Origin of the sequence: Paenibacillus aurantiacus, assembly GCF_042431225.1 — a bacterium.
GTDB classification, from domain to species: Bacteria; Bacillota; Bacilli; order Paenibacillales; family Paenibacillaceae; genus Paenibacillus_Z; species Paenibacillus_Z aurantiacus.
Genome location: NZ_JBHMDO010000033.1, coordinates 140322 through 162162 on the forward strand (window position 1 = coordinate 140322; position 21841 = coordinate 162162).

Here is a 21841-nt window from a genome sequence, read left to right on the forward strand (position 1 = left end):
AAGCTGAAAGCCAGCTTAAAAAACGGTGTCAGCCGGCATGACATTATTCGCGCTGCCCGCTTCATAGACGTGGACTTTGGTTCGATAGAGATCCCGGCACGTCACGACGCGGATCGGCTGCCAGCCTGGCAGCGTGAAGAATACGCTGACAACTGGCGTACCCGGATGCAGCTGCTCCTTCAGAATCGTCCCCAGCCGCTTCATCGCCGCCGGATGCAAATAGCAGACGACCGCGTCCGCTTGCCCGTATGGATACCGATAAAGATCACCGCGCTCGAATCGGACCTTGTTGCGCAAAAGAGCGGGCAGCAAACGCCGAGCCAGCCTCGCGTAGCAGAGCGGCAGCGGAGAGTTCTCGATGCCGACAATTCGCCAATCCGGACATGACCGCAGCAGATGGAAGGCGAGCGTCCCCCATCCTGATCCGGCATCGACGAGCGTGCCGCCGGACTTAAGATTGCGGAGCTCCCGTGCGACCTCACGGCTTACAATGCCCGTAGTCGGCATAGGCGTGATACCGTTGCGCCAGCTTGTATACACGATCGACATCGTACCGCACAGCGCTGCGAAGACGAGCAATCCGCCGCCAATTTGCTCGAAATCCCCTATCGACATGCCCATCACCTCCGTTGCCGCGAGCAAGCTAGCGTTTGACCCGCCGTTACATTCGGGAATCTCTACGATGTCTACCGAAGCATTTACTAGTTATGAGGCAGCAATGTATACATAATCTCATGTTGTATTCTTGCCAATGTCAGGTGGACTATACCCATTCATGCTTAAGCGCCAAGAAGAGGAGTCTGCTCGGCAGGCTCCTCTTCTTGCATGGTCTATATGCGATTGCAGCGCATGAAGCAGGACCGTCATGCAATTAATTGAAGCAGATGAATATGATAAAAACAGCCGGTCAGATAACCAGCTGCTGATGCCTGCGATCGCAAGGACTGCGGCATGAATGCCTCTATGCCGGTCTGACTTGCACATAGATGTCAAACTCGCTCGTGTCGTCCTCGCCTCTGAAGCGTTCGTCGTACACTTCGAAGCATACGACGTCATACGGTTCGTACCCGTTCGATGTCAGCCAGCTAATTAACCGCTCGAACGTATCGTTGATTCGGCTGACGGGGCCACGATGCGTCAACGAGACATATTCGCCGGCAGGAATCGCATAAGCGAACATGCCTTCCGGTACTCTGCTCGAGAGTTCCGTCTCTACGCCTGCCAGATAACCGTGCTGGCTGCGCTTGATCAAGCCCAATGTCTCTCTCTCGTTGATCCGGCCCGTAAGCTCGCCCATACGGGTAAACAAAACGGGCCACACATCGCCAGGATTGACCGGCTCTCCTCCAATGCTTCCGACTCCGATTATTTGACGAGCCGGCAAATGAACGACTTGAGGCTGCATATTCTCATCCTTTCATCTTATGTAAACATTTGGTTATTTTAATTATGCCATAGCGAATCGACCAGTGGTCAAGCAGGATTTTGACGATTTGGACAAAGGAGGAAATCCAAACCCAAAAACGACCGACTCCCCCGAGGGAATCGGCCGTTCTTGTTCTGCTTGGTCGAGCCTACACTTTCACCAGACTCCACTTCTGCGCGCCCGAGCCGTTATCATTCCAAATTTGCACATTTACGCCGTCCGCCGTACCCGATCCGGACACATCGAGGGCCTTGCCGCTATTCACGTTAATGAGTTTGTAGGAACCGTCGGCGTTCTTAATGATATTCCACTTCTGCGCCCCGTTGCCCAGATCGTTCCAGATCTGCACGTTCGTGCCGTCCCCCGTCCCGGATCCGGCCACGTCCAGCGCATGGCCGCTATTGACGTTGATCAGCTTATAGGAACCGTCGGCGTTCTGGTACAGCGTCCACTTCTGCGCGCCCGAGCCGTTATCGCTCCAGATTTGCACGTTCGTGCCCGGCGCCGTTCCGGCGCTCGCCACGTCCAGCGCTTTGCCGCTGTTCACGTTGATCAATTTGTACGTGCCGCCGTTCACGATGCCGCTCGAAGGCGGCGGCGTCGCGCCGTCTTGATAGACGCGCACGTAGTCGACGTACATCTTCGCCGGGAATACCGTCGATCCGTCCGGGGATCCCGGCCAGTTGCCGCCGACGGCCATGTTGAGAAGCAGGAAATGATCCTTATGGAATTCTTCCGTGGAGTTGATATTGTTCGCGATGTTCGCTTCTCTGAATTGAACGCCGTCGATGAACCACTTGATGGCGCTGGACGTCCATTCGACCGAGTATACATGATATTGCGTCACGTCGACGGCTTGGCTGGCCCCGCCGTATTGCGCGTGCCCGTTCGCATCCCAATGGATGTAACCGTGCGTGTTGTTCTCGTTGTTGACGTGCTCCATAATGTCGATCTCGCCGCTCTTCGGCCAACCGATCGTACCGATGTCCGAACCGAGCGTCCAGAACGCTGGCCACAGCCCCTGACCTTTGGGCATCTTGATGCGCGCTTCGATCCGGCCGTACTTAAAGCTCTTCTTCCCTTGCGACTTCAGACGGGCTGACGTGTACGCCATCCCGCCGTAGTTTTCTTTCCTCGCTTCGATAACCAAATTGCCGTTCTCGATTCTCGCGTTCTCCGGACGATTGGTGTAATACTCGAGCTCGTTGTTGCCCCATCCGCCGCTGCCGTTCCCGATCTCGAAGCTCCAGTTATTCTGATCGATCGATGTGCCGTTGAATTCATCGCTCCAGACCAAATTGTACGCCGCATTCGCTTTCGTCATAGGCAATAAACTAACCAGAAGCGCGATTACGAGCGTGAAAATGTACAGCCGCTTGCCTTGCAGTGCCTGAATCATCAAAACCCTCCTCACGGAAATGGACTTCTACACGTACGCGTTACGACTAACGAATGACGACCTTAATTCCTTAGTGAAGCGCTTACATTACAAATGGCGAACGGTTGGCAACCTCCTCTCCCGAGAGATACATGTTTACGACGATCGGGAAATCATTTCCTGCGCCGCGCCAATATCTTATCAGGTAGGCGCCAGTACTTTAATAGCCAAATTTTTGTGATCGATGCCAATTTTTTGTGGGGTATTATTCCTTGAATCCGTAAATCATACTGCCATATCCGCCTTACGCAAAAAGAAGCCGCCCAAAGGCAGCTCCTTCCCGATTTGATATTCAGGCATAATGGTTATTTCACGATAAACTGGTTGACCATCGCACGAAGTTGGCTCGCCAAGTCGTTCAAATCCGAAGCCGCCTTCGAGATTTCTTCCATTGTCGCCAGTTGTTCTTCGGAAGCGGCCGACATGTCTTGCGTTCTGCCGGCAGCCGCCTTCGAGATTTGAACAATATTGTGCATGGATGCCGTTACTTCTTCCGTACCGGCCGACATCTGTTCGGAGGAGGACGTTATCTCCTGAATCTGTCCCGCAACCTGGTGAACCGATTCCGCGATGCGTCCGAATACGACGCCCGTCTCCTGAATGACCGCCGTTCCGGCCTCCACTTCCCGGTAACCGCCGTCCATCGCCGATACCGCTTCGCGTACGGACGCCTGAATCTGCGCGATGATGACCGCGATCTCGCCCGCCGAATGCTGTGACTGCTCGGCCAGCTTCTTCACTTCGCTGGCCACGACCGCAAAGCCTTTGCCGTGCTCGCCCGCCCGTGCGGCTTCAATTGAAGCATTCAGCGACAACAGATTCGTTTGCTGAGCAATGCCGCCGATAACCTCGATGATCGCTTCAACTTGCTTGGATTGCTCACCTAAGGAATGGATGACCTTCGCCGTCCGCTGGCTTGATTCGTGAATCGTGTTCATCTGTTGAACCGCCCGCTCGATCGCGCTGCTGCCCGTCATCGCTTCCCTCTCAGCCGCGACGGAATTCTCGGACACATCGGATGCATATTCCGCAATGCGTTGAATGCCGATCGCCATCTCCTCCATCGCGCGACCTGTTTCTTCCGCGCCGCTCAGCTGGGCTTCCGAGCCGGAAGCGACCTGTTGAATGGCGTCCGCGTTCTGCGCGCTCGCCGCAACGGTTTCTTCCGCCGCCGTCTTCAGCTGCTCGGAGGCCGATGTGACTTGTTCCGTCACTTGGGCAGTCGTAACAATCATCGATCTCATCGCCTGCGACATTTGGTTGAAGGATCCTGCCACGATCGACAGCTCATCCCTTGTATCCAGCTGCAGCTGCCCGGTAAGATCCCCGGAAGCCATCGCGGAAGCCGCTTGCGCGAGACTCGCTACCGAACGTTTGACCGATTGCGAGAACGCGACGAACAAATACGTAAGCACAAGCAGCGCCAAGACGAGTATCGTGCCGTATAGCTGCATTTGTCGGTTTAATTGTTCCGTTCGTTGATCGAATTGTTCCAGCAGCAGCTCAATTTGACCGTCCAGCAGGTTGAACGCCGCATCGATGGAAGCGGTCGTAATCTTCAAATACTCATCCGACGAAATCGTGATCTCGTCGCTCTTGAGCATACTCTCATCCAATCGGTTTAAGAATTGCTCCACCTGGGTATTCAATGCGTCTACCGTGCTCTGCAGCTGCGCATGATTGTCCGTGTTAATCCCCGATTTCTCCAAGTTTCCGTTCAAATTCTGGAGCGTTGCCCGAATCGTCCCTACCAATGGAAATAACTTCTCCTTCTCCCCCTGGGCGAACGAGCCGCGGGTGGCAGCAGCGAGCCCGATGCCGCGCGCCTGTCCGATGTTCTCCGACAGCTGCGGGATAATGTTCACGACATTATCGACCATGTAGAACATATTGAGTTTCGTGGCAAGCGTTAACTTGGACGCATCCGCGGCATTGGTAATGAAATTCTGAATATCATTAATCAATGTGACGTGCTTCTCATAGCTCTGCGGCGCTGTAAAGCGCTTCACGCCTTCTTTGATTTCCGTCCATTCCGTATTTAATTTCTCGAGCTCCTCCGGTTTGTACAAACCCGCGGCATAATCAGACGAGTCGGCTTCGATCGTCTTCATATACGCTTCGACTTCCGCTTGTTTGGCAGACAACTGCGATTCGGCTGCAGCATCCCCGCTGATCATCTTGGCGGCCAGCGCCCGATGCTGTTGAACGCCTTTCAAGTAACCCGCTACGTCTTGAATATACAGAAGACCGTTCGAGCGGTCCTTCGCATCTTGAACTTCGGACTGCATTTCGCTCAGCAGCAAATAGCCGAACGTCGATAGAGAAAGCAAAATAATCAATCCGATTAACACGAATTTTTGCGTATATTTCAACGCATTAAGCAATCGCGTTGCCGGCATTAGCAAAATCGCGATCCATTTTCTAGCCTTCACGACTTTTTCCTCCTATGTCAAATTCATTTCCTAGATAGTAATCTCGGATACGCGCCATCTTAATGTTAGCAAAAGCCGAGTGGTAACTAATGCCTGCACGATAAACGACTGCCATACTACATCTGCTCGCATGCGAAAAACCCTTGAAAGTTCTCGTGGCCGACCGATTGGTCCGCCCGAAGAACCCGCAAGGGAAATGGATTTTGTCTATAATCGTTATATTTTATCCTTTCATGGAACCCGCCAGCGCCCCCGAAATAAAGAAACGCTGCAGCAGCACGAACACGACGATAATCGGAATCGAGGCCACGACGACGCCGGTCAGCAGCATCGGATAATCCGTGACGAACTCGCCGCGGAACTGCAGCATGGCCAGCGGCAGCGTCAGCTTATCTTTGCCCGTTAGCAGCAGCATCGGGAAGAGCAGGTCATTCCATACGATGACGAACAGGAAGCAAGCGGTCGCGGCGAAATACGGCGCGGCCAGCGGCAGCGCGATCCGCGTCAGTAGACGCCACTCGCTCGCCCCGTCGATCGCGCCCGCCTCGAACAGCTCGCCCGGCAGCGTCCGCATGAAGCCGCCCAGCATGAAGACGGAGAGCGGCAGCAGCATGGCGATCGTGACGAGGGACAGCCCGATCAAGCTGTTCGACCACCCTAATTGGTGCACCAGCTGATAGATCGGAATCATGTTGACCTGAGTAGGCACCATCAGTCCGGCCGCGAACAGACCGAACATCCAACCGCCAGTCCGGCGCCCGGTGCGGATAATGCCATACGCGACCATACCCGCGACGAGCAGCTCGCCTGCGACGGTAGCCAGCGTGACGAAGACGCTGTTGCCGAAGTAGGTCCACATCGGCTGTTTGGCGAACAACGCCGCATAATTGGCCAGCGAGAATGAATCGGGCAGTCCAAGCGGATCTTGGATAAATTGCGGCGACGTCTTCAGCGAAGCCAATAATACAATCATGAGAGGCACGATGATGATCAGCGCGAATGCGACGACCAACGCGCCCCCTAACCCACGCAGCAGCACGCGAACACCTCTTTATGGATTCTAGTAAGTGACCCGATCCGCGCGAATGACGCGGAATTGGATGTACGTAATAATGGCTATCAGCGCCAGGAAGAATACCGAGGCGGCGGATGCCAGACCGAACGCGTAGTTCGTGAAGGCTGTATTATAGATGAAGGTGGATAATATTTCGGTCGAATAGACCGGTCCCCCGCCCGTCATCGTGAAGATCAGATCGAACGCCTTGAACGATTGAATCGTCGTGTACGAGACGACGAGCGCCGATGCCGGCGCAAGCAGCGGCCATGTGACGCGCCGGAAGATCTGCAGCGGGCCCGCGCCGTCCAGCCTTGCCGCTTCGATAAGCTCCTTCGGAATCGCCTGCAAGCCGGCGACGAACAAGATTACCATCTGCCCGATATGCGCCCATGCTTGCACGGCGGCTACCGAGAAGATGGCGAGCCCCGTATCGCCGAGCCAGTTCTGCGTCCAGGCGCCCAAGCCGATCTCGTTCAGGACGCCGTTCGCCAGACCTTGCGTCGGATCGAACATGAACGTCCAGATGAGCGCCACCGATACCGAGGAGAGCACCGCCGGAACGAAATACAGCGCCCGCAGCGCGACGTTCCGCTTCGAATTGCGCGTAAGGCGCAAGGCGAGCAGCAGCGAGAGCGCCGTCTGGACGAGCACCACGAACAGCATGAACTTGACGTTGTTGACGAGCGCCTTGCGGAAGACGATATGCTCCGTCAGCTCCCGATAATTGGCCAGGCCGACGAAATCATAGGACGGCGAGATGCCGTCCCAATTCGTCAAGGAATAATAGAAGCCGGTGATCGTCGGGTACAGGAACAGCGTCGCATACAACGTAGTTCCCGGGACGAAGAAGAGTGCGATTCGCTTCCCGGCCCTCATGCTATTTGCCCAGCTGCTGGTCGATGATCGCCTGCGCGTCTTCGGCCGCCTTCTTCGGATCCGTGCCGCCCAAGACCGCTTGGATCGAGCTGACGACCGCCTTCTGATTCTCGGCGTTGGTCAACGTGAATCGCGGCTGGAAGCGGGTTTTCCTGTTCGTCCATTCCGCGACTGCCTTGAGCTCCTCCGATTTGTAGGCGACGTCCTTGACGGTCACATTCTGTCCCGTGGCGTTCGCATATTCGCCCGCGATATCTTTGCCGCTCAAATATTCGACGAATGCCTTCGCCTCTTCCGGATGCTTGGATGCGCTGTTCACGCCAAGCATGAACGTCGTCGTATGAATGCCCTCGAACACGGCTTGATCGGCCGGAACGGTAATCGGCGCAAGCAACCCTTGGACGAGATCCGGGTTATTCTTCTTATTCTGTGCCAGCTGGTACGAGCCCGTGGCCAGAATTGCCGCTTTCTCTTGGGCGAACAGCGCGCCGGCGCCTTGGTCCTTCGTGCCAAGGGCGTCTTGCTGGAAGTAGCCCTTGTCGTTCAGTTCTTTGATTTGCGTCAGCGTCTTGACCCACCAGTCTTCCGTGACCTTCGCTTCTCCGGCTTCGACCTTGCGGAATATATCCGGATCCGGCGCGTTATTCATGACCATCGTGTTCATGAATTGACCCGGGCCGATATCCGCGCCCGGGAACGCGATCGGCACAAGCCCCTCCTGTTTCAGCTTCTCCGCCACGGCGAGGAATCCGTCCCAGTCTTTGGGCGGCGTCAGACCATATTTCTCGAACAGCTTCACGTTGTAGATCGGCATGTTATACACGAGCTGGTATGGTACGGCCAACTGCTTGCCGTCCTTTTGACCCGCCTCGATCAACATTGGCATGAAATTCGCGAGCCAAGCGGCGCCAGTCAGGTCGGCGTACAGCCCCGCCTTGGCGACCGCTTCGAATTGCGCCCCCGGGAAGGAGGCGAATACGTCGCCGGTTGCGCCGTCACGCAGCTTCTCCTGCGCGGTCTGCTGGTATTGATCGGATGGCAATACTTGCATCTCGACCTGCACGCCGGGATGAGACGCTTCGAATTTATCGATGATCGCCTCGAACGCCGCGTTATCCTCGCCCCGCCAGTGCAGGAAGCTAATGGTCACCGTATCCGCGCTTTCCCTTGAAGATCCGGCGTTCGCGGCCGGCGAGTTCGAATTCGCGGTCTCGGCGCCATTCGCGCCGCCGTTGCCGCATGCGGCCAGGAACAGCATGGCAGACGTCATGACGAAGAGCGGAATGCTTCGATTTCGTTGTTTGTTCATTGTACAAGTCCCCCTGAGTAGATTGAATGCGATCGATCGTTCATTTAGATGTCGATTCCTCTTGCCTTCAGCTTTTCTTTTAGAAGTGGAAGCAGCAGCCGGCCGGTTCTTTCGGCCTCTTCAAGATGCGGGTAACCCGAGAGTATGAAAGAACCGACGCCCGCGTCGATAAATTCCAGAATACGCTCGCTAACTTGCTGCGGCGTTCCGACGAACGCCACAGCGCCGCCGCCTCGGATGGCCGACAAACCCGACCATAGATTCGGTCCGATGACGAAGTCTTGTTCCCGCGAAGCTTCGAACAGCTCCATTTGGCGCTTCTGGTTCACGGCATCGGTCCGAGCGTGCAGCTTCTCGCGAGCGGCGACCAGCTCCTGGTCGGCCTTGCTGAGAATATGCCAGGCGGCCGCCCAGGCCTCCTCTTCCGTCTCGCGGATGACCAACTGCGCGCGAATGCCGTAACGCAGCTGTCTTCGGACGCCAGACGCGGCGCTTTGCTCATCCAGCAGCGCTTCCATCTCCGCGAGTTGTCCTTTGATCCAATCGAGCGGCTCCGTCCACATCAAGTAGACGTCCGCCGTCTCCGCCGCAGCCCGCTTGCCTGCCGGCGAACTGCCGCCGAAGTAGAGCGGCGGGCCCGGCTGCTGCACCGGAGCCGGCAAGCAGCGTCCGCCATCGATCTCGTAGTAGCGGCCTTTATAATGAAACCCTTCCGGTTTCGGCGCGGCAGCGTCCTGCCAGACGCCCTTCACCACATCGAGGAATTCCCGTGTTCGCGCATAACGCTCGTCATGGTTCTCGTGCAGCGAGTCACCGCTTGCCTTAAGATCGGCGGGATAATGGCCGGTCACCACGTTAACCAGCGCCCGTCCTTGCGACACGCGATCCAGCGTCGAAGCCATGCGGGCCGCGATCACCGGCGCCATCAAGCCGGGACGCATCGCCACGAGCGGCTTCAACGTGCGCGTATGGCCAGCAATCCACGATCCCACAACCCAGGCGTCCAGGCAGTCGCCGCCCGTAGGAATCAAGGCGAAGCTATAGCCGGCTCGTTCCGCAGCCTGCGCGACTTCAACCATATATTCCATCGTCGATTCCCGCTCGGGCGGCACTCCGATGTATGGACCATCTCCCGTCGTCGGGATAAACCATCCGAACTCAATCTTTCTTTCGCTCATTTCCCATTCTCCTCATCTGTCCTTTAGGCACAAAAAAAACGACAATGAAAGCTCGCGCCCACTGTCGCATCTCCAGTCGTCTGGTCGATGACAATAATCCGAGTTGTTTAGTTGGTTTAGTTGACGTAATTGATCATAACAGGCGGGCATTGGGGCAGGCAATGTCATTTCGTGGTTTGTTTCATTTGTCATTTTGTGTGCGGATAATATGGTAAGGCTTGCTAATTCAGTCCATCATACGTTAAGCTGGATTGCAAAAAGAAGGGAGGCGCCCGACTATGTACGAAGGGATGCGAGAGGATCATCACGAATGGCTGGACATTCATTTCCTGACGCCGACGGAGTTCGAGAAAGCCGGCGCCGCCTGGCCGATCCGGGTCGGCACCAATATTGCCAAGCCCCACTATCGCATCGGGCCGCGCATATCCCCCTATTATTATTTGATCTTCGTGCTCGAGGGCGAGGGCGAATTCCGTCAGAGCGGCGGCGCGTACTCGCTCGCGGCCGGCGATCTATTCTGTTTGTTCCCGCAGGTGACGCACGAATATTGGACGAATCCCCAGCGGCCGCTGCGCAAGCTGTTCTTCGCCTTCGAAGGCAAAGGCGCGCTCGCCCTGCTCGCCCGTGCCGGACTGACGCCTCAGCGACCGCACGCGAGCGGAGGCGCGACGCCCGAAGCGGCCGAGCTTACCGGGGAGCTGCGCCGGCTGGCCGCCGAATCCGGCGGAGGCTCGGACCTGCTGCGCCTAAGTTTGTTTCTGCGGGTCTTCGATGCCTTATCTACGAAGTCCCCTTCGTACCGCGCGTCCGCCGGCCAGGATTCCTGGCTGCAGAAAGGCCGGGCATATCTCGACATTCACTACGCCGAAGATATCGCGATCGAGAGCGTGTCGGCCGCGGTCGGCGTCGAGCGTTCCCATTTCACGAAGACGTTCCGCCAAGCTTACGGCATGCCGCCCATGCAGTATTTGCTGCAATTGCGCATGAATGAAGCCCGCCTGCTGCTGGAGCAGACCGATTATACGGTCGCGGAGATTGCCCGTTCCGTCGGCTACCCGGACCTCTTCACGTTCTCGAAGGCGTTCAAGAAGCATACGGGGGAATCGCCTAAAGCGTATCGTCACCGGGCCGCCGCTTCCGCTGCAGCCGGTCAAGGAAGCGCGGAGGAACAGCATTCTACAGCGAATACGGCGCGATTATGACTTATCCAACAAATTTCAATTCTGTTGTTCATGACAAACAGGCCTTTGCGTGATTCGCAAAGGCCTGTTCTGCACGTGTTAACAAACGGTGACCACCGCAGCATACAGCCGATGCTCTCTGAGGTTACTTCACCGCGAATACGCCGTCTTTATACGTAAGCGTATATAGGAGTCCTTGCTCGGTCGGCACGACCGACTCTACGCTGTCCGATACGAGTCTCGTATTCCGGCCGTCCGGCTCGACGCGGTAGATGCCGGGCTCATAGCCTTGCGACCAATAATAAATGCCGGTCTTGCCAGCGTTATACGATACGACGGATAGTTCGCTCAACCTCGTCTCTTTCTGATCCGTTAAGCTATAGCGGTACAAGACGCCGACGCCGAACACGTCGTTATCCGCATTGTCGGTAAAGTAGACCTCGCTGCCTTGAATCGATACATTCTGCGCCCTTCGCTTAACAAGCGTCTGCTTGTCGGTACCGTCAAGCTTGACGCTTTCCAGGTAACCGGTAGCCGCGTCCAAGTATAGGATCCGGTCGCCCTGCAGCCAGAAGCGGTGCGTCGGCGGGGTGACGCGCGCCTGCGTATTGTCGGCGGGGTTGATGCGATAGACGGCGCTTTCGTCGTTCGCAGCTTCATTATTATAGCCGAGCGTATACAGGTAGCCGTCCTTTACGTATAAAGCATCCACGCCCGACAAGCCGACGCCGCCTCCTTCCGTGACCGTCCGATTGATCCCGTAAGCGAATCCCGGTACGCCGAGCTTCGAAGATGTTCCTTTGGCAAGGTCGACCCGATACAAGTTGTCTGCTGCGCTGAACATTGGGGTGAAATCCGTCATGTAGAGGTAGTTACCGGACTTCACGTAGCTGATGTAGCTTTTGGCGGAGGACGCTTTCTTCAACGAACCCCCCTCGACCTTATATAAGGATTCGCTGCCCATCGTAAGATCGCCGACATGGAGCACGACATATAGTTCCCCGTCCAATTGCTTGATCCCCGTCACCCAGCCATCCGCTGGCTTCCAATCCGTGATTTTGGCGACTTGCCGGACGGTACCGTTCTTCAGGTGGTAGGCAGCCAATTCGACGCGGCTCTCGATTTCCCGGACGAAGTACAGCTCGCCGTCGATCGCTTTCGCGCTGCTCAGAACGGGACTACCGCCGAGCTTTACCTGCTTTTCTTTCCCGTCGCCGGTCTTACGGTACAGCTTCTCAACAAGCGGCGAGGCCGCGTAATCGTAACGGAAATAGAAGAGCGCATCGCCATTTGCGGCAAGCGGCGTAATTTGACGATCGACATGAACCGGTTTGCGTGAATCGGTCAATATCCGCTTGATGCTGTCCCTGACCGCTATCGTCTGTTGACTTTGCGTATCGAAAGGCTTCTTGCCGATGACGATAAGCCCGTTCAGCCAATCGATGCGTTGGCCGAACGCTTCCGCCGCGGTTCGCAAGGGCAGCATAATGCGGCCGTCCACTTCCTGCGGCGCGACCTGGATATCGCGCGATTCTCCGTTCACCGTCATCGTTTTGCTGTTCACCGTGAAGACGACTGTGCGCTTTAATTGCGAGTTGCGTACGGTGACGACGTTCGGTTGTTTGGCTTGCCAGATCGTCTCCCACCTGCCGTCCTCCGCACTCTGCGACGTTAGCGTCTCCAAGAGGCGGATCGGCACGAGCACTTGACCATTCCGCTGCGCGATACGATAACCCGAATCGTAGAGATCGACTTTCTTGCCGTTCATGAACGCCTTATTCTGAAAGTCGAATGGTATGATGACCGATTGATCGAATACCTCTGGCAACGACGGCACCGATGCTGCATTTGCAGGCGTGACTTGCAGCGCGCTGGCAGTCACGCTAATGCCGAGCAGCAATGCTAAGCTTAACTTTCGCATGAAGCACTCTCCTTTTGTAACGTAGTGGATTGACATGGCGAGCTACCTATTGGACGTTACAACCAAAGGAAAGGTTCCCATAATCTAGATAAAAAGTCGCCAGCTCGTGCAGCCGATTCAGATTTCATTTGGACGTATTGGCGAGACAAGTAAGCAATGGGACGATTACGACGATCGGCAGGAACCAAACAGTCAAGATGTTCCATTGGTGATGAGACGTAAGATGAAGTTGACTTGATAACAATCCACCTAATGTACCGCTAATTTTTCATGACAAATAACGGTTACTCTGAGCTGATAATGATGGATTTTTCCTTTACTTTGTGGCAAGTCAACATCAAATGCATTCAAGAAAACTCTGAGTAGGCAGCATCGAATTATTCAATTAAACATTTGTTAAAATAGTTCGTTCTAACCAAACAATTTTCTCTCCGAATTCAAATTTGGTTATTTAGAGATATGTAAAATTTGGTGTTTTACTGATACAGTTTGGTATAAGGATGCCGCAACGGCATCTTACAAATGAAGGAGGGATTCATGATGAAACTGTCTTTGAAAGTCGCCCTGTCCGCGACACTGTTGATGTCCGCTTTTGGAAGCGCTATCTATGCTGCTGATCCTTACGAAAATCCGATGAATGATACGCCGGGGACAGCCTATACCAAATCGCAGGGCCAGATCTTTGGCGGATACTTATGGGCGAATGACTATGATTGGTATCGTTTTTACACGGCCAAGACGGCAACCCAGAGCGTGCATTTCGCTCCTAACGACAATCAATCCTATCAGGTTCTCGTGTTCGATAACCCGAATTCCGGGACCGGTCCTATCGCAACTCTGAAAGTTTCGAACGGTGCCGGCGTTTATCATAGCCTTCAATTCCCCGCGGTTGCAGGCAAACAGTATTATGTTCTCGTTACTTCCGGGGGAGGGCTGAGCGGCACGCCTTTTTATTCGCTCTGGATCGATAACCAGTAAGGATTCGATGCGAAGGCAGATCATGAGGTCACTGGAAAGCGGATCATCCCTAATAGGACTCGCCTTCCCGAGCAGGACATCGAAGCCCGATTATTTATGGCATGATAATATAAATAGGGTCTCGGCATTGGCTGCCGAGACCCTTGCTGTATAGTGAATCGTTACCCATCCGCGCGTAACAGCTACTGTTCCTTCGCATCCGTAATGAAAATCTCGCCCTCATCAAAGAATACCTTCATCTTCAGCGACTCGCTGACGAATCGGACGGGCACGAGCGTGACGTTGTTGCGCGTGATCGCCGGCGAGTCGAGCTGGACGACTGCCCCGTTCGCGAAGGCTTGCTTCTTGTTAATCGTCAACTCGATCTTGCTGTCGTCTTTGGCGATCGTCACTTTGCCAACCTTCTTGTTCCAATCCACTTTCGCTCCGAACGCCTCGCTAATGAAGCGAAGCGGAACCATCGTGCGGCCGTCCAGCGAGAATGGCGCGACGTCGAGCTTCGCGCTTTTCTCGTCCACGGCCGCTTCCTTCGCGTTCAGCTTCAGGGAGATCGTCTTGAACGGGAACACGGTACTGTCTCTATGGATGGAATCTTTGTTCCCGAACTCCACCGGCTGCGAGATGACGGTGCCGAATTGCGTCTCGACTTCAATGACATAATGCTGCCCGTTCTTGATCGAACCGTTATTGTTCGCATAGAGATCCAAGGCTACGCTGCCGCGGAAGGAACCGACCGGCGCCGTAACGTCCTTGTTGAATTCAGGGTTGATGATCTTATTGCCTTGCACAAGCCCGAGCAGCCAACCTACGCCTGCGCGATTCGTACGCCAGATGCCGGCTGATACTTCCTTGCCGTCCTTGTCGGTCGGACGAAGAATAACGGAGAGCACTTTGGTCTTCTGCGCGAACGCCAGCTTAAGCTTGAAGTGGCCGTCTGGACTGCCGTCCTCGCCGAACGCGGCGCTGCCGATCTTGTCCTGCGTTAGGTCCGCCCAAGCGAATTCGCGAATGAGCACCGGCGCATAGGAGGTCTCAGCGTTGACATAAGGCCTTACGTCCGACTTAATGACGCCCGCGCTTGTCGTAATCTCTAAGTAGTAGTACTCGCCATCTTTCATGCTGTTATTGTCGGAGGCGTACAGGTCGAATTGATTGATCCCTTTGAACTGTCCGAGCGTTTGTTTGAACGTGGTGTTAATTGTCTTGCCGTCATGCTCGACGGCGAGCAGGTATTTGCCGATGTCGCTCGGCTCCTTCCACGTCGTCCAGATGCCATGGCCAGTATCGACGCCTTTGCTATCCGCCGTCTTCATGACGATGGATTTGATCTCCGCACCTTCGCCGGCATCAATCAGCAGGCTTAGGTGACCATCGCGCGTGCCGTCAGGCTCGCCCGTCTTCTCCAGCGAGATGCGGTCCAGCTCCTTGTCCAGATAGCGGAATTCCTTCACCTGCAGCGACGACGGGACGACATCCGCTCCGAACGCGGCCCCTCCGATCATCAGACTGTTCACGGCCATAGCGCCGATGGCGGCCGTCGTTAGCGTTCTGCGTAAACCCTTCATATCTTGCTCCTCCTCTAATGTCTGCCTGCACATATTCGAAATGCTTGCCATAGCCGTAAAAAGGCATTACCCGTTCGCGCTCTCCACTACGATGTCGAGGCCATTCTTTGGTCTGAGCGTCATGAGCGGTTCCATCTCGGTCGGCGGATGCCCGGGCGCCAGCCGGAGCCTGTAACGCTGACCGATCATGGTCAAGGCGATGACCATCTCGAGCATCGCGAAATGGTTGCCGATGCAGCCCCTTGGACCGCCGCCGAACGGCATGTAGGCGAACTGCGGGATACGCTTGAGCAGATCGTGCTCGAATCGTTCCGGGAGGAAGGATTGCGGGTCGGGAAAATACGTTGGATTCTGATGGATGGCAAAGGGGCTGAACAGCACGGACTGGCCTTTCTTCACGCGCAGCGGTCCAAGCTCCACGTCGCGGATGGCCGATCGTCCGGTGAAGAACGACGGCGCGCGAAGCCGCATCGCTTCCCAGATGACGTTCTGCGTATACGTGAGCTGCATGTAGGTCTCTGCGGTCGGCCGAGCCCCCTGCAGCACCCGGTCCCACTCCTCGTGCAGCTTCCGTTCGACTTCGGGCTGCCGCAGAATAAAGGAGAACGCCCATGACAGCGCGTTGGCCGACGTCTCATGTCCGGCGATGAACATGATCATCAGCTCGTCGCGCAGCTCCTGATCCGTCATGCCGTGTCCGTTCTCGTCTTTGGCCTCGATTAGCACAGACAGTAGATCGCCTGCGCCAAGTTCCGGATTCCGCTTGCGTTCTTGCAAGATCGCGTAGACCGATTGGTCCAGCGATTGGAGCGCCGCCTTGTAGGCCCGGTTCTTGGCGGTCGGCACGAACAGCGGCATCGCCGCAAGCTGCCGCATCCGTTCCGCGCACATCCGGTTAATGGTCTCGTACGGCTCGCGGATCGCCCGAGCATATTCGTCGCCATCTAAGCTGAAGAGCGTCTTGGCGATGATCGCGAACGTGATGTTCGAGATATCGTCAGTCAAGCTCCTACGCTGCCCAGGCGCCCAGCGATCCAGCTCGCGTTCGACGATGTCCGCCATTTGTCCCGCATAGGTTTGGATATGCGCTCGTGTAAAGTGGGGCTGTATTAACCGCCGCACGCGCTTGTGCTTCTCGCCCGTGCTCGTCGCCACGCCGTCGCCGACGAATAGCCTCGCTTCCTGAAAAGCCTTGAGCTTCACGAAATGCTCCTGCTTCGCAATTAGCAGTTCTTTAAGCAAATCCGGATCATAAATCACGTACATGCTTTGCGGACCCAGCCTAATTTTGGCCACTCCGCCGTAATTCTGCTGCAGATCGATCAAGAATTGCAGCGGGTCTTTCCGGTATGCCATCAAATTGCCGGCCAGCAAGGAGCCTTTGGGACCTTGAGGCACGAAATGCTCTCGTACGGTGTTCATGTTTATCTCCTCTATTCTTGGGCGCTTATGTTCACGGTGCTACCGAATTCAGCCGTGTCGTTTCATCCATGTGAACATATTAATCAAGGAGATGGCCGGGGTCGACGGACGATAAGTATCATTTGGTGCGCCAAAACAAAAAAAGAGCCGCACGAATGCGGCCTGATCTAGATGCCATCCATAAAAGACGATCGATATCGAAGCGGAAAATCGAACAGGCGCCTGGCACGAACAGCAGTAGATTGAGCGGGAGGCCAAGTCCAAGCCCGAATTTCAGCATACGGCGGCGAATCGATCGCGATGTACGCGGTTTGTCTGACGATCAAGCGAGTCTATCCAATCAATGTGCTTAAGCTTACTTCAACATCAAGTAAAGCGGTTGCTCCCGGAAGCGTTCGATATCCGCTTGATCAACGGCGAACTCCTCCGCCTCCTCCTCCTCGGAAATATGCAGCGCATCGAGCACGGTCTTCACCGTGGCTTCCTCGAGTAGTCCCTTCCCTCCTCGAAAGGACTGTCGTCGCTTACGGCCGTCAGATGACGATAATCGGGATAATACAAGTGCGCCTCGGTGACGTAGGTCATCGTCATATGCGCAGGTCGCCTCCTTGCATTGCGTTTTGTTCGTATCCAGTACCCTGCGATTGTAGCAGTTGCCATCAGCTTGATGAACGCATTCGATTGACTTTTGGAGTCGAAAAAGTTGACGCGATCGCACGCGCAAGCTCTATACTTGTATATGAACGATCGCCGTAACGATTCCGAAGGAGGCACACCGATCATGACGCAAGAACCCAAAATCGCACGCGGCGCGGCAAAGCTCAGAATTCGCGCGATAGTCGCTCCCGACGATCAGAACAACGCTGATTCGACTAAGAAGGTATTCGCCTCGAAAACGGGCTTTCAAATCGCGGACCCGCCAAACGTCCCCGAGAGCCAGCGTCCATCGATTCCCGATCACGACAACGTATAAAGCAGGTGGCATACAACGAATAAGCCCGCCTCTTCGCTCACGAGCGAGAAGAGACGGGCTTTGTTGTTTCGTTACGATTATAGGCCTTTCTTCTTCAAATCCTCCAAATGCCGCTCATACATAACCTTCTCGACATTCGCCGCGCCGACTTTATCCATCTGGGCAATGAAGTCATCATAGACGCTATTGAACTCCTCGTCCGACTTCGCCAGTACGAGCTTCGGAATCGTCTTGTTCCACAGATCCTTCACCTTCACGTTAATGACGCCTTCAGAGGTCGAACCTTCCGGCTCGAGGTTCTCCATACCAAGCGGGTAGACGTCGAAGTTGAATTTCTCCAGCAGCTTCTTCGCTTCGAATTGCTCCGGCTGGTCCTTCTTGAAATCCCGCGTAGCCGCGGCATCAATCGTCGTCCCGGAACGCCACAGCAGCGTGGAAGCGGTCAAGCCGTATTTGGCATACCAAGCATTGTTATCCTTCAGCATCAGATCTCGCACTTCCGGCTTGTATTGCGGCAGCCCGTCGACCATCTCATAGGTCTCGCCTTCTTTGCCGTACAAGAAATCGAGCTGTCCTTCATCCGACCACGCGTATTCGGCGAATCGGATGATACGCTCGGGATTTTTGGCTTTCTTCGTTATGAAGAAGCCCTGCCAGCCCATCAGACGGGACGCCGGATAGCGCGGCGACTGGCCGTTCGCCTTTATGCCGTCCAGAATGGTATACTTCCGATTCGCGCCGAGCGTGCTCTCGATCTTCGGATTGTAGCGGGTGTACATGCCATCCATGAATTGCGACGCCACCGCGTATTGCGCCCCGTACAGCTTCTCCTCGTACTGCTCCTGCTTGTAGATGAGCAGCTGCGGATCGAACAGTCCCTCGCGGCTAAGCGTATTCAAGTACCGGAACGCGTCGATGAAGCCTTTGTTGCGCATCGGATATTCGACGATTTTGGCGTCGTCCTTGATCCGCTCCTCCAGCAGCTGCGGGGCGAACGAGTAGATCAGGTAGTCCATGGACAAGCTGCCCTCGAAGCCGTTCTTCGCCACGTCGAAGAACTCGACGCCGACCGGGCTGACGTCCGGGAACTTCGCCTTGGCTTGCTTGAGCGCGGCGAGCAGATCGTCGGTCGTCTCGATCTTCGGACTGCCGATCGCCTCATAGATGTCTTTGCGAATGAACCACGGGCGAATCGGCGTAATCGGCACGCCGCTCGTCAGCCGGTCCTTCGTCTCGAAGTAGTTGGGCAGGTACCACAGCTTCCCGTCGACCGAATGGTATTTGACCATTTCCTGATCGAGCATTCCCTTCAAATCCGGCGCGTATTTCTCGATCAACTCGTCGATGGAATAGACCATGCCGTTCTTGATCAGCTTCGATACTGCCGGGTTGTTCCAATCCAGCATGATCGTGTCCGGCAGATCGCCGGAGGCAATCATCGTGTTGAGATAATCGTCGTCGCTGCCCGTGGCCAGCTTGCGGTCGATCGTGACGCCTGTCTTCTCCGTCACCAGCTTCATCGCGAACTGGTCTTTCCAGAGATAATTGGACGCCCAGTTGCCGTAGAAATACTGCGTGAACGTGAACGGCGATGTATCCTGCTTCCACGACGGGGCGCCGGCTTCCTGCGTCGTCCCTTCGGCAGCCCCGTTAGTCGCCCCCTTGCCGCCGCTATTCCCGGCATTCGCGACCTCGGGCGTCTTCGCCTTCGTGTTGGTGTTCGAATTCGTGTTCGAGCTGCAGCCCGCGAGGACGGCGAGCGCGACGGTCAAACAAGCTGCTTGCTTCCAATGTGTGCGGATCATGTGTTTACCTCCCCCATTTCGTTACCCCTGTCTTACTCCTGCAATGCGAACGGTCGATCAACCGCCGACAGCGGCGGTTATCCCTTAACGGAACCGATCATCACCCCTTGGACGAAGTATTTCTGCACGAACGGATACGTAAGCACGATCGGCACTGTCGTAATGACCATCGTCGCCAGCTTCAGGGATGCAGCCGTTACGCTCCCGAGGCCAAGATTGCTCGCGGCCAGGCTGACGTTGCTGTTCGAGCTAATGATCTGCATCAGAATTTGCTGGAGCGTCACGAGCTTCTCGCTGCCGAACAGCATCGCGTCATACCACGAATTCCAATGAAACACGGCGTTATAGAGCGCGACGGTAGCCAGCACCGGCTTGGAGACCGGCAGCACGAGCTGCCAGAATATACGAAGCTCATTCGCGCCGTCGATTTTGGCCGACTCCTCGATTTCCTTCGGCAGCCCCTTGAAGAACGTCAGCATGATAATGGCATTGAAGACGCTGAACAGATTCGGAATGATGTAAGCCAGGAAGCTTCCCTTCAGGTGCAGATACTTCGCGATGAGCAAGTAATACGGGATGATGCCACCGCTGAAATACATCGTGAAGATCGCCATCAGCAGGAACGCTTTGCGGCCCATCAGCTCGTTCTTGGACACGCCGAACGCGAAAGCCGCCGTGAACAGAACAGCCGTCGCCGTGCCGATCACGGTCCGGGCAATCGTGACGATGAATGCTCGAATGATCCCCTCGTCTTGGAACACCATCTTGTAATTGTCGATCGAGAATTGGCGCGGCCAGAGCGTAATTCCCCCGCGCGCCGCATCGGTCGGATCGTTGAACGATGTAATGACAATATTGTAGAACGGGTACAGCGTGATGACGCAAAGTACGATCATCAGCAGCGCGTTCAGCCAATCGAAGCTTCGCTCCCCGATGCTGCGGTTGTGCGCGAACATGATTGACGCGACCTCCTTCCTAGAACAAACTTTCCTTCGTGAGCTTCCGTGACCCGTAATTGGCCGCATACATCAGGATGAACGCGACGACCGATTGGAAGACGCCAACCGCCGTGCCATAGGAGAACCGGCCGAGCACGAGCCCCATTTCGTACGAGTAGACGGATAAGACGTTGGCCGCATCCTGCGTCATCGAATTCTGCATCAAGTACATTTGGTCGAAATTCGAATTGATCAAGCCGCCGATCGAGAGAATGAGCAGAATGACGATCGTCGGCTTGAGCGCAGGCAGCGTAATGTGCCAAATCCGCTGGAACCGGTTCGCGCCGTCCATGACGCCCGCCTCGTACAGCTGCGGATCGATGCCCGCAATGGCGGCGAGGTAAATAATCGAATTCCAGCCGATGCTCTTCCACACCTCCGTGAACACGACTAGCGGCAGGAAGGCCTTCGGATCGCCCATGAGCATCGTGTCCGGACCGATCATGCCGAGTGCTTCGAGAAGGCGGGTTACGACGCCCGTATCCGGATCGAGCAGCGTGTACATGAAGCCGACGACGAGCACCCAGGACACGAAATGCGGCAAATACGTGAGCGACTGCACGATCCGCTTGAACCGCTTGTAGACGAGCTCGTTCAGCAGCAGCGCCAGAATGATCGGTGCAGGGAATCCGAATACCAGCTTCGCGATGCTGATCTTGAACGTGTTGGTCAGCGATTGCGTGAAGGTCGGATCATTGAACAGCTCGCGAAAGTTCGCAAGGCCGATCCACGGACTGTGCAGAAAGCCTTGGAACGGGGTGTACTCCTGGAACGCAATCACGACGCCGTACATCGGGATATAGTTGAAGACGATCATCCAGACCACCGCCGGAAGCGTCAGGAGCATCAAATAACGCTGCAGCCAGAACCGTTTGGCGAACGAACGTCCGGATGCCGCTTGCAGGGAACGCATCGAATAGCCAGCTCCTTTCTTTCTGCACGCATTTCCACTAAAGGAAGAATGCGCTTTCAAATTGGTGATAGGCTCATTATAGAAGACCGCCGCGCCCCCCGATATGCCAAAATCCATCGCGAATGCCACGATTCCACGATCTTTGGCATACGCGCCTTTCAGCGCTTTGACAGCCGCTTGGCGTGCTGATGAGGAAGCTGCCCTGCCGCCGCCGCCAGCCTATTGGCTGTGGGACGGATTCCGCCCAACTCTTGCCGGTCATGGGCTGCTCGCCAGAGAATGGATGAGGCAAGTGTAGGAGTCGATGTCACAGTATTAGTGCGGCTCGCCCAGGATGGAAACGGCGGGGCCGGTCGGCATGCCATGCCG

General features: G+C 55.6%; 17 protein-coding genes. 3 read left to right on the top strand and 14 right to left on the bottom strand.

What is annotated here, in order from left to right:
- Nucleotides 1–15 precede the first annotated feature (15 nt).
- The 8 genes from ACFFSY_RS19575 to ACFFSY_RS19610 form a co-directional block, all read right to left on the bottom strand.
- Nucleotides 16–615 carry a class I SAM-dependent methyltransferase gene (locus ACFFSY_RS19575; RefSeq protein ID WP_377497144.1) on the bottom strand — a complete coding sequence of 200 codons (600 nt, stop codon included), beginning with the start codon at nucleotides 613–615 and terminating at the stop codon, nucleotides 16–18.
- A 346-nt stretch (nucleotides 616–961) separates the two neighbouring features.
- Nucleotides 962–1405: a GyrI-like domain-containing protein gene (locus tag ACFFSY_RS19580; protein ID WP_377497146.1), complete on the bottom strand. Its 444-nt coding sequence runs from the start codon at nucleotides 1403–1405 to the stop codon at nucleotides 962–964.
- 169 nt (nucleotides 1406–1574) lie between these two features.
- A complete protein-coding gene (locus ACFFSY_RS19585) occupies nucleotides 1575–2825 on the bottom strand; it encodes an RICIN domain-containing protein (RefSeq protein ID WP_377497148.1) in 1251 nt (416 codons plus the stop codon).
- 344 nt (nucleotides 2826–3169) lie between these two features.
- Nucleotides 3170–5296, bottom strand: a complete 2127-nt coding sequence (locus tag ACFFSY_RS19590; RefSeq protein WP_377497150.1) for a methyl-accepting chemotaxis protein — start codon at nucleotides 5294–5296, stop codon at nucleotides 3170–3172.
- Between the two features lie 223 nt (nucleotides 5297–5519).
- Nucleotides 5520–6335: a carbohydrate ABC transporter permease gene (locus ACFFSY_RS19595; RefSeq protein WP_377497151.1), complete on the bottom strand. Its 816-nt coding sequence runs from the start codon at nucleotides 6333–6335 to the stop codon at nucleotides 5520–5522.
- A gap of 21 nt (nucleotides 6336–6356) precedes the next feature.
- On the bottom strand, nucleotides 6357–7229 hold the full coding sequence (locus ACFFSY_RS19600) for a carbohydrate ABC transporter permease (RefSeq protein WP_377497153.1): 873 nt from the start codon (nucleotides 7227–7229) through the stop codon (nucleotides 6357–6359).
- Nucleotide 7230: 1 nt separating this feature from the next.
- Nucleotides 7231–8538: an ABC transporter substrate-binding protein gene (locus ACFFSY_RS19605; protein WP_377497155.1), complete on the bottom strand. Its 1308-nt coding sequence runs from the start codon at nucleotides 8536–8538 to the stop codon at nucleotides 7231–7233.
- Between the two features lie 44 nt (nucleotides 8539–8582).
- Entirely contained in the window at nucleotides 8583–9716 is a 1134-nt protein-coding gene (locus tag ACFFSY_RS19610; protein WP_377497157.1) for an LLM class flavin-dependent oxidoreductase, read from the bottom strand.
- Nucleotides 9717–9994: 278 nt separating this feature from the next.
- On the opposite strand from ACFFSY_RS19610, the gene ACFFSY_RS19615 reads away from it, so the two are divergent.
- Nucleotides 9995–10918, top strand: coding sequence for a helix-turn-helix transcriptional regulator (locus ACFFSY_RS19615; RefSeq protein WP_377497159.1), 924 nt, complete (start codon nucleotides 9995–9997; stop codon nucleotides 10916–10918).
- Between the two features lie 124 nt (nucleotides 10919–11042).
- Here ACFFSY_RS19615 and ACFFSY_RS19620 read toward each other — a convergent pair whose 3' ends face one another.
- Entirely contained in the window at nucleotides 11043–12818 is a 1776-nt protein-coding gene (locus tag ACFFSY_RS19620; protein WP_377497161.1) for a DUF5050 domain-containing protein, read from the bottom strand.
- Between the two features lie 537 nt (nucleotides 12819–13355).
- Here ACFFSY_RS19620 and ACFFSY_RS19625 point away from each other — a divergent pair.
- Nucleotides 13356–13796 (top strand): hypothetical protein, encoded by a 441-nt coding sequence (locus tag ACFFSY_RS19625; RefSeq protein ID WP_377497162.1) that lies wholly within the window; start codon nucleotides 13356–13358, stop codon nucleotides 13794–13796.
- Between the two features lie 182 nt (nucleotides 13797–13978).
- On the opposite strand, the gene ACFFSY_RS19630 is transcribed toward ACFFSY_RS19625, so the two are convergent.
- Complete coding sequence (locus ACFFSY_RS19630; protein WP_377497164.1) at nucleotides 13979–15361, bottom strand: copper amine oxidase N-terminal domain-containing protein; 1383 nt, start codon at nucleotides 15359–15361, stop codon at nucleotides 13979–13981.
- A gap of 66 nt (nucleotides 15362–15427) precedes the next feature.
- A complete protein-coding gene (locus ACFFSY_RS19635) occupies nucleotides 15428–16783 on the bottom strand; it encodes a cytochrome P450 (RefSeq protein WP_377497166.1) in 1356 nt (451 codons plus the stop codon).
- Nucleotides 16784–17564: 781 nt separating this feature from the next.
- Here ACFFSY_RS19635 and ACFFSY_RS19640 point away from each other — a divergent pair.
- Complete coding sequence (locus ACFFSY_RS19640; RefSeq protein ID WP_377497169.1) at nucleotides 17565–17756, top strand: hypothetical protein; 192 nt, start codon at nucleotides 17565–17567, stop codon at nucleotides 17754–17756.
- Nucleotides 17757–17833: 77 nt separating this feature from the next.
- Here ACFFSY_RS19640 and ACFFSY_RS19645 read toward each other — a convergent pair whose 3' ends face one another.
- From ACFFSY_RS19645 to ACFFSY_RS19655, 3 genes are all read right to left on the bottom strand, one after another.
- The gene (locus ACFFSY_RS19645) at nucleotides 17834–19561 is read right to left on the bottom strand and encodes an extracellular solute-binding protein (RefSeq protein ID WP_377497171.1); all 1728 of its coding nucleotides are present in this window, start codon (nucleotides 19559–19561) and stop codon (nucleotides 17834–17836) included.
- Between the two features lie 77 nt (nucleotides 19562–19638).
- Nucleotides 19639–20517, bottom strand: coding sequence for a carbohydrate ABC transporter permease (locus ACFFSY_RS19650; RefSeq protein ID WP_377497173.1), 879 nt, complete (start codon nucleotides 20515–20517; stop codon nucleotides 19639–19641).
- Between the two features lie 19 nt (nucleotides 20518–20536).
- Nucleotides 20537–21472, bottom strand: a complete 936-nt coding sequence (locus ACFFSY_RS19655; protein WP_377497175.1) for an ABC transporter permease — start codon at nucleotides 21470–21472, stop codon at nucleotides 20537–20539.
- Nucleotides 21473–21841 lie beyond the last annotated feature (369 nt).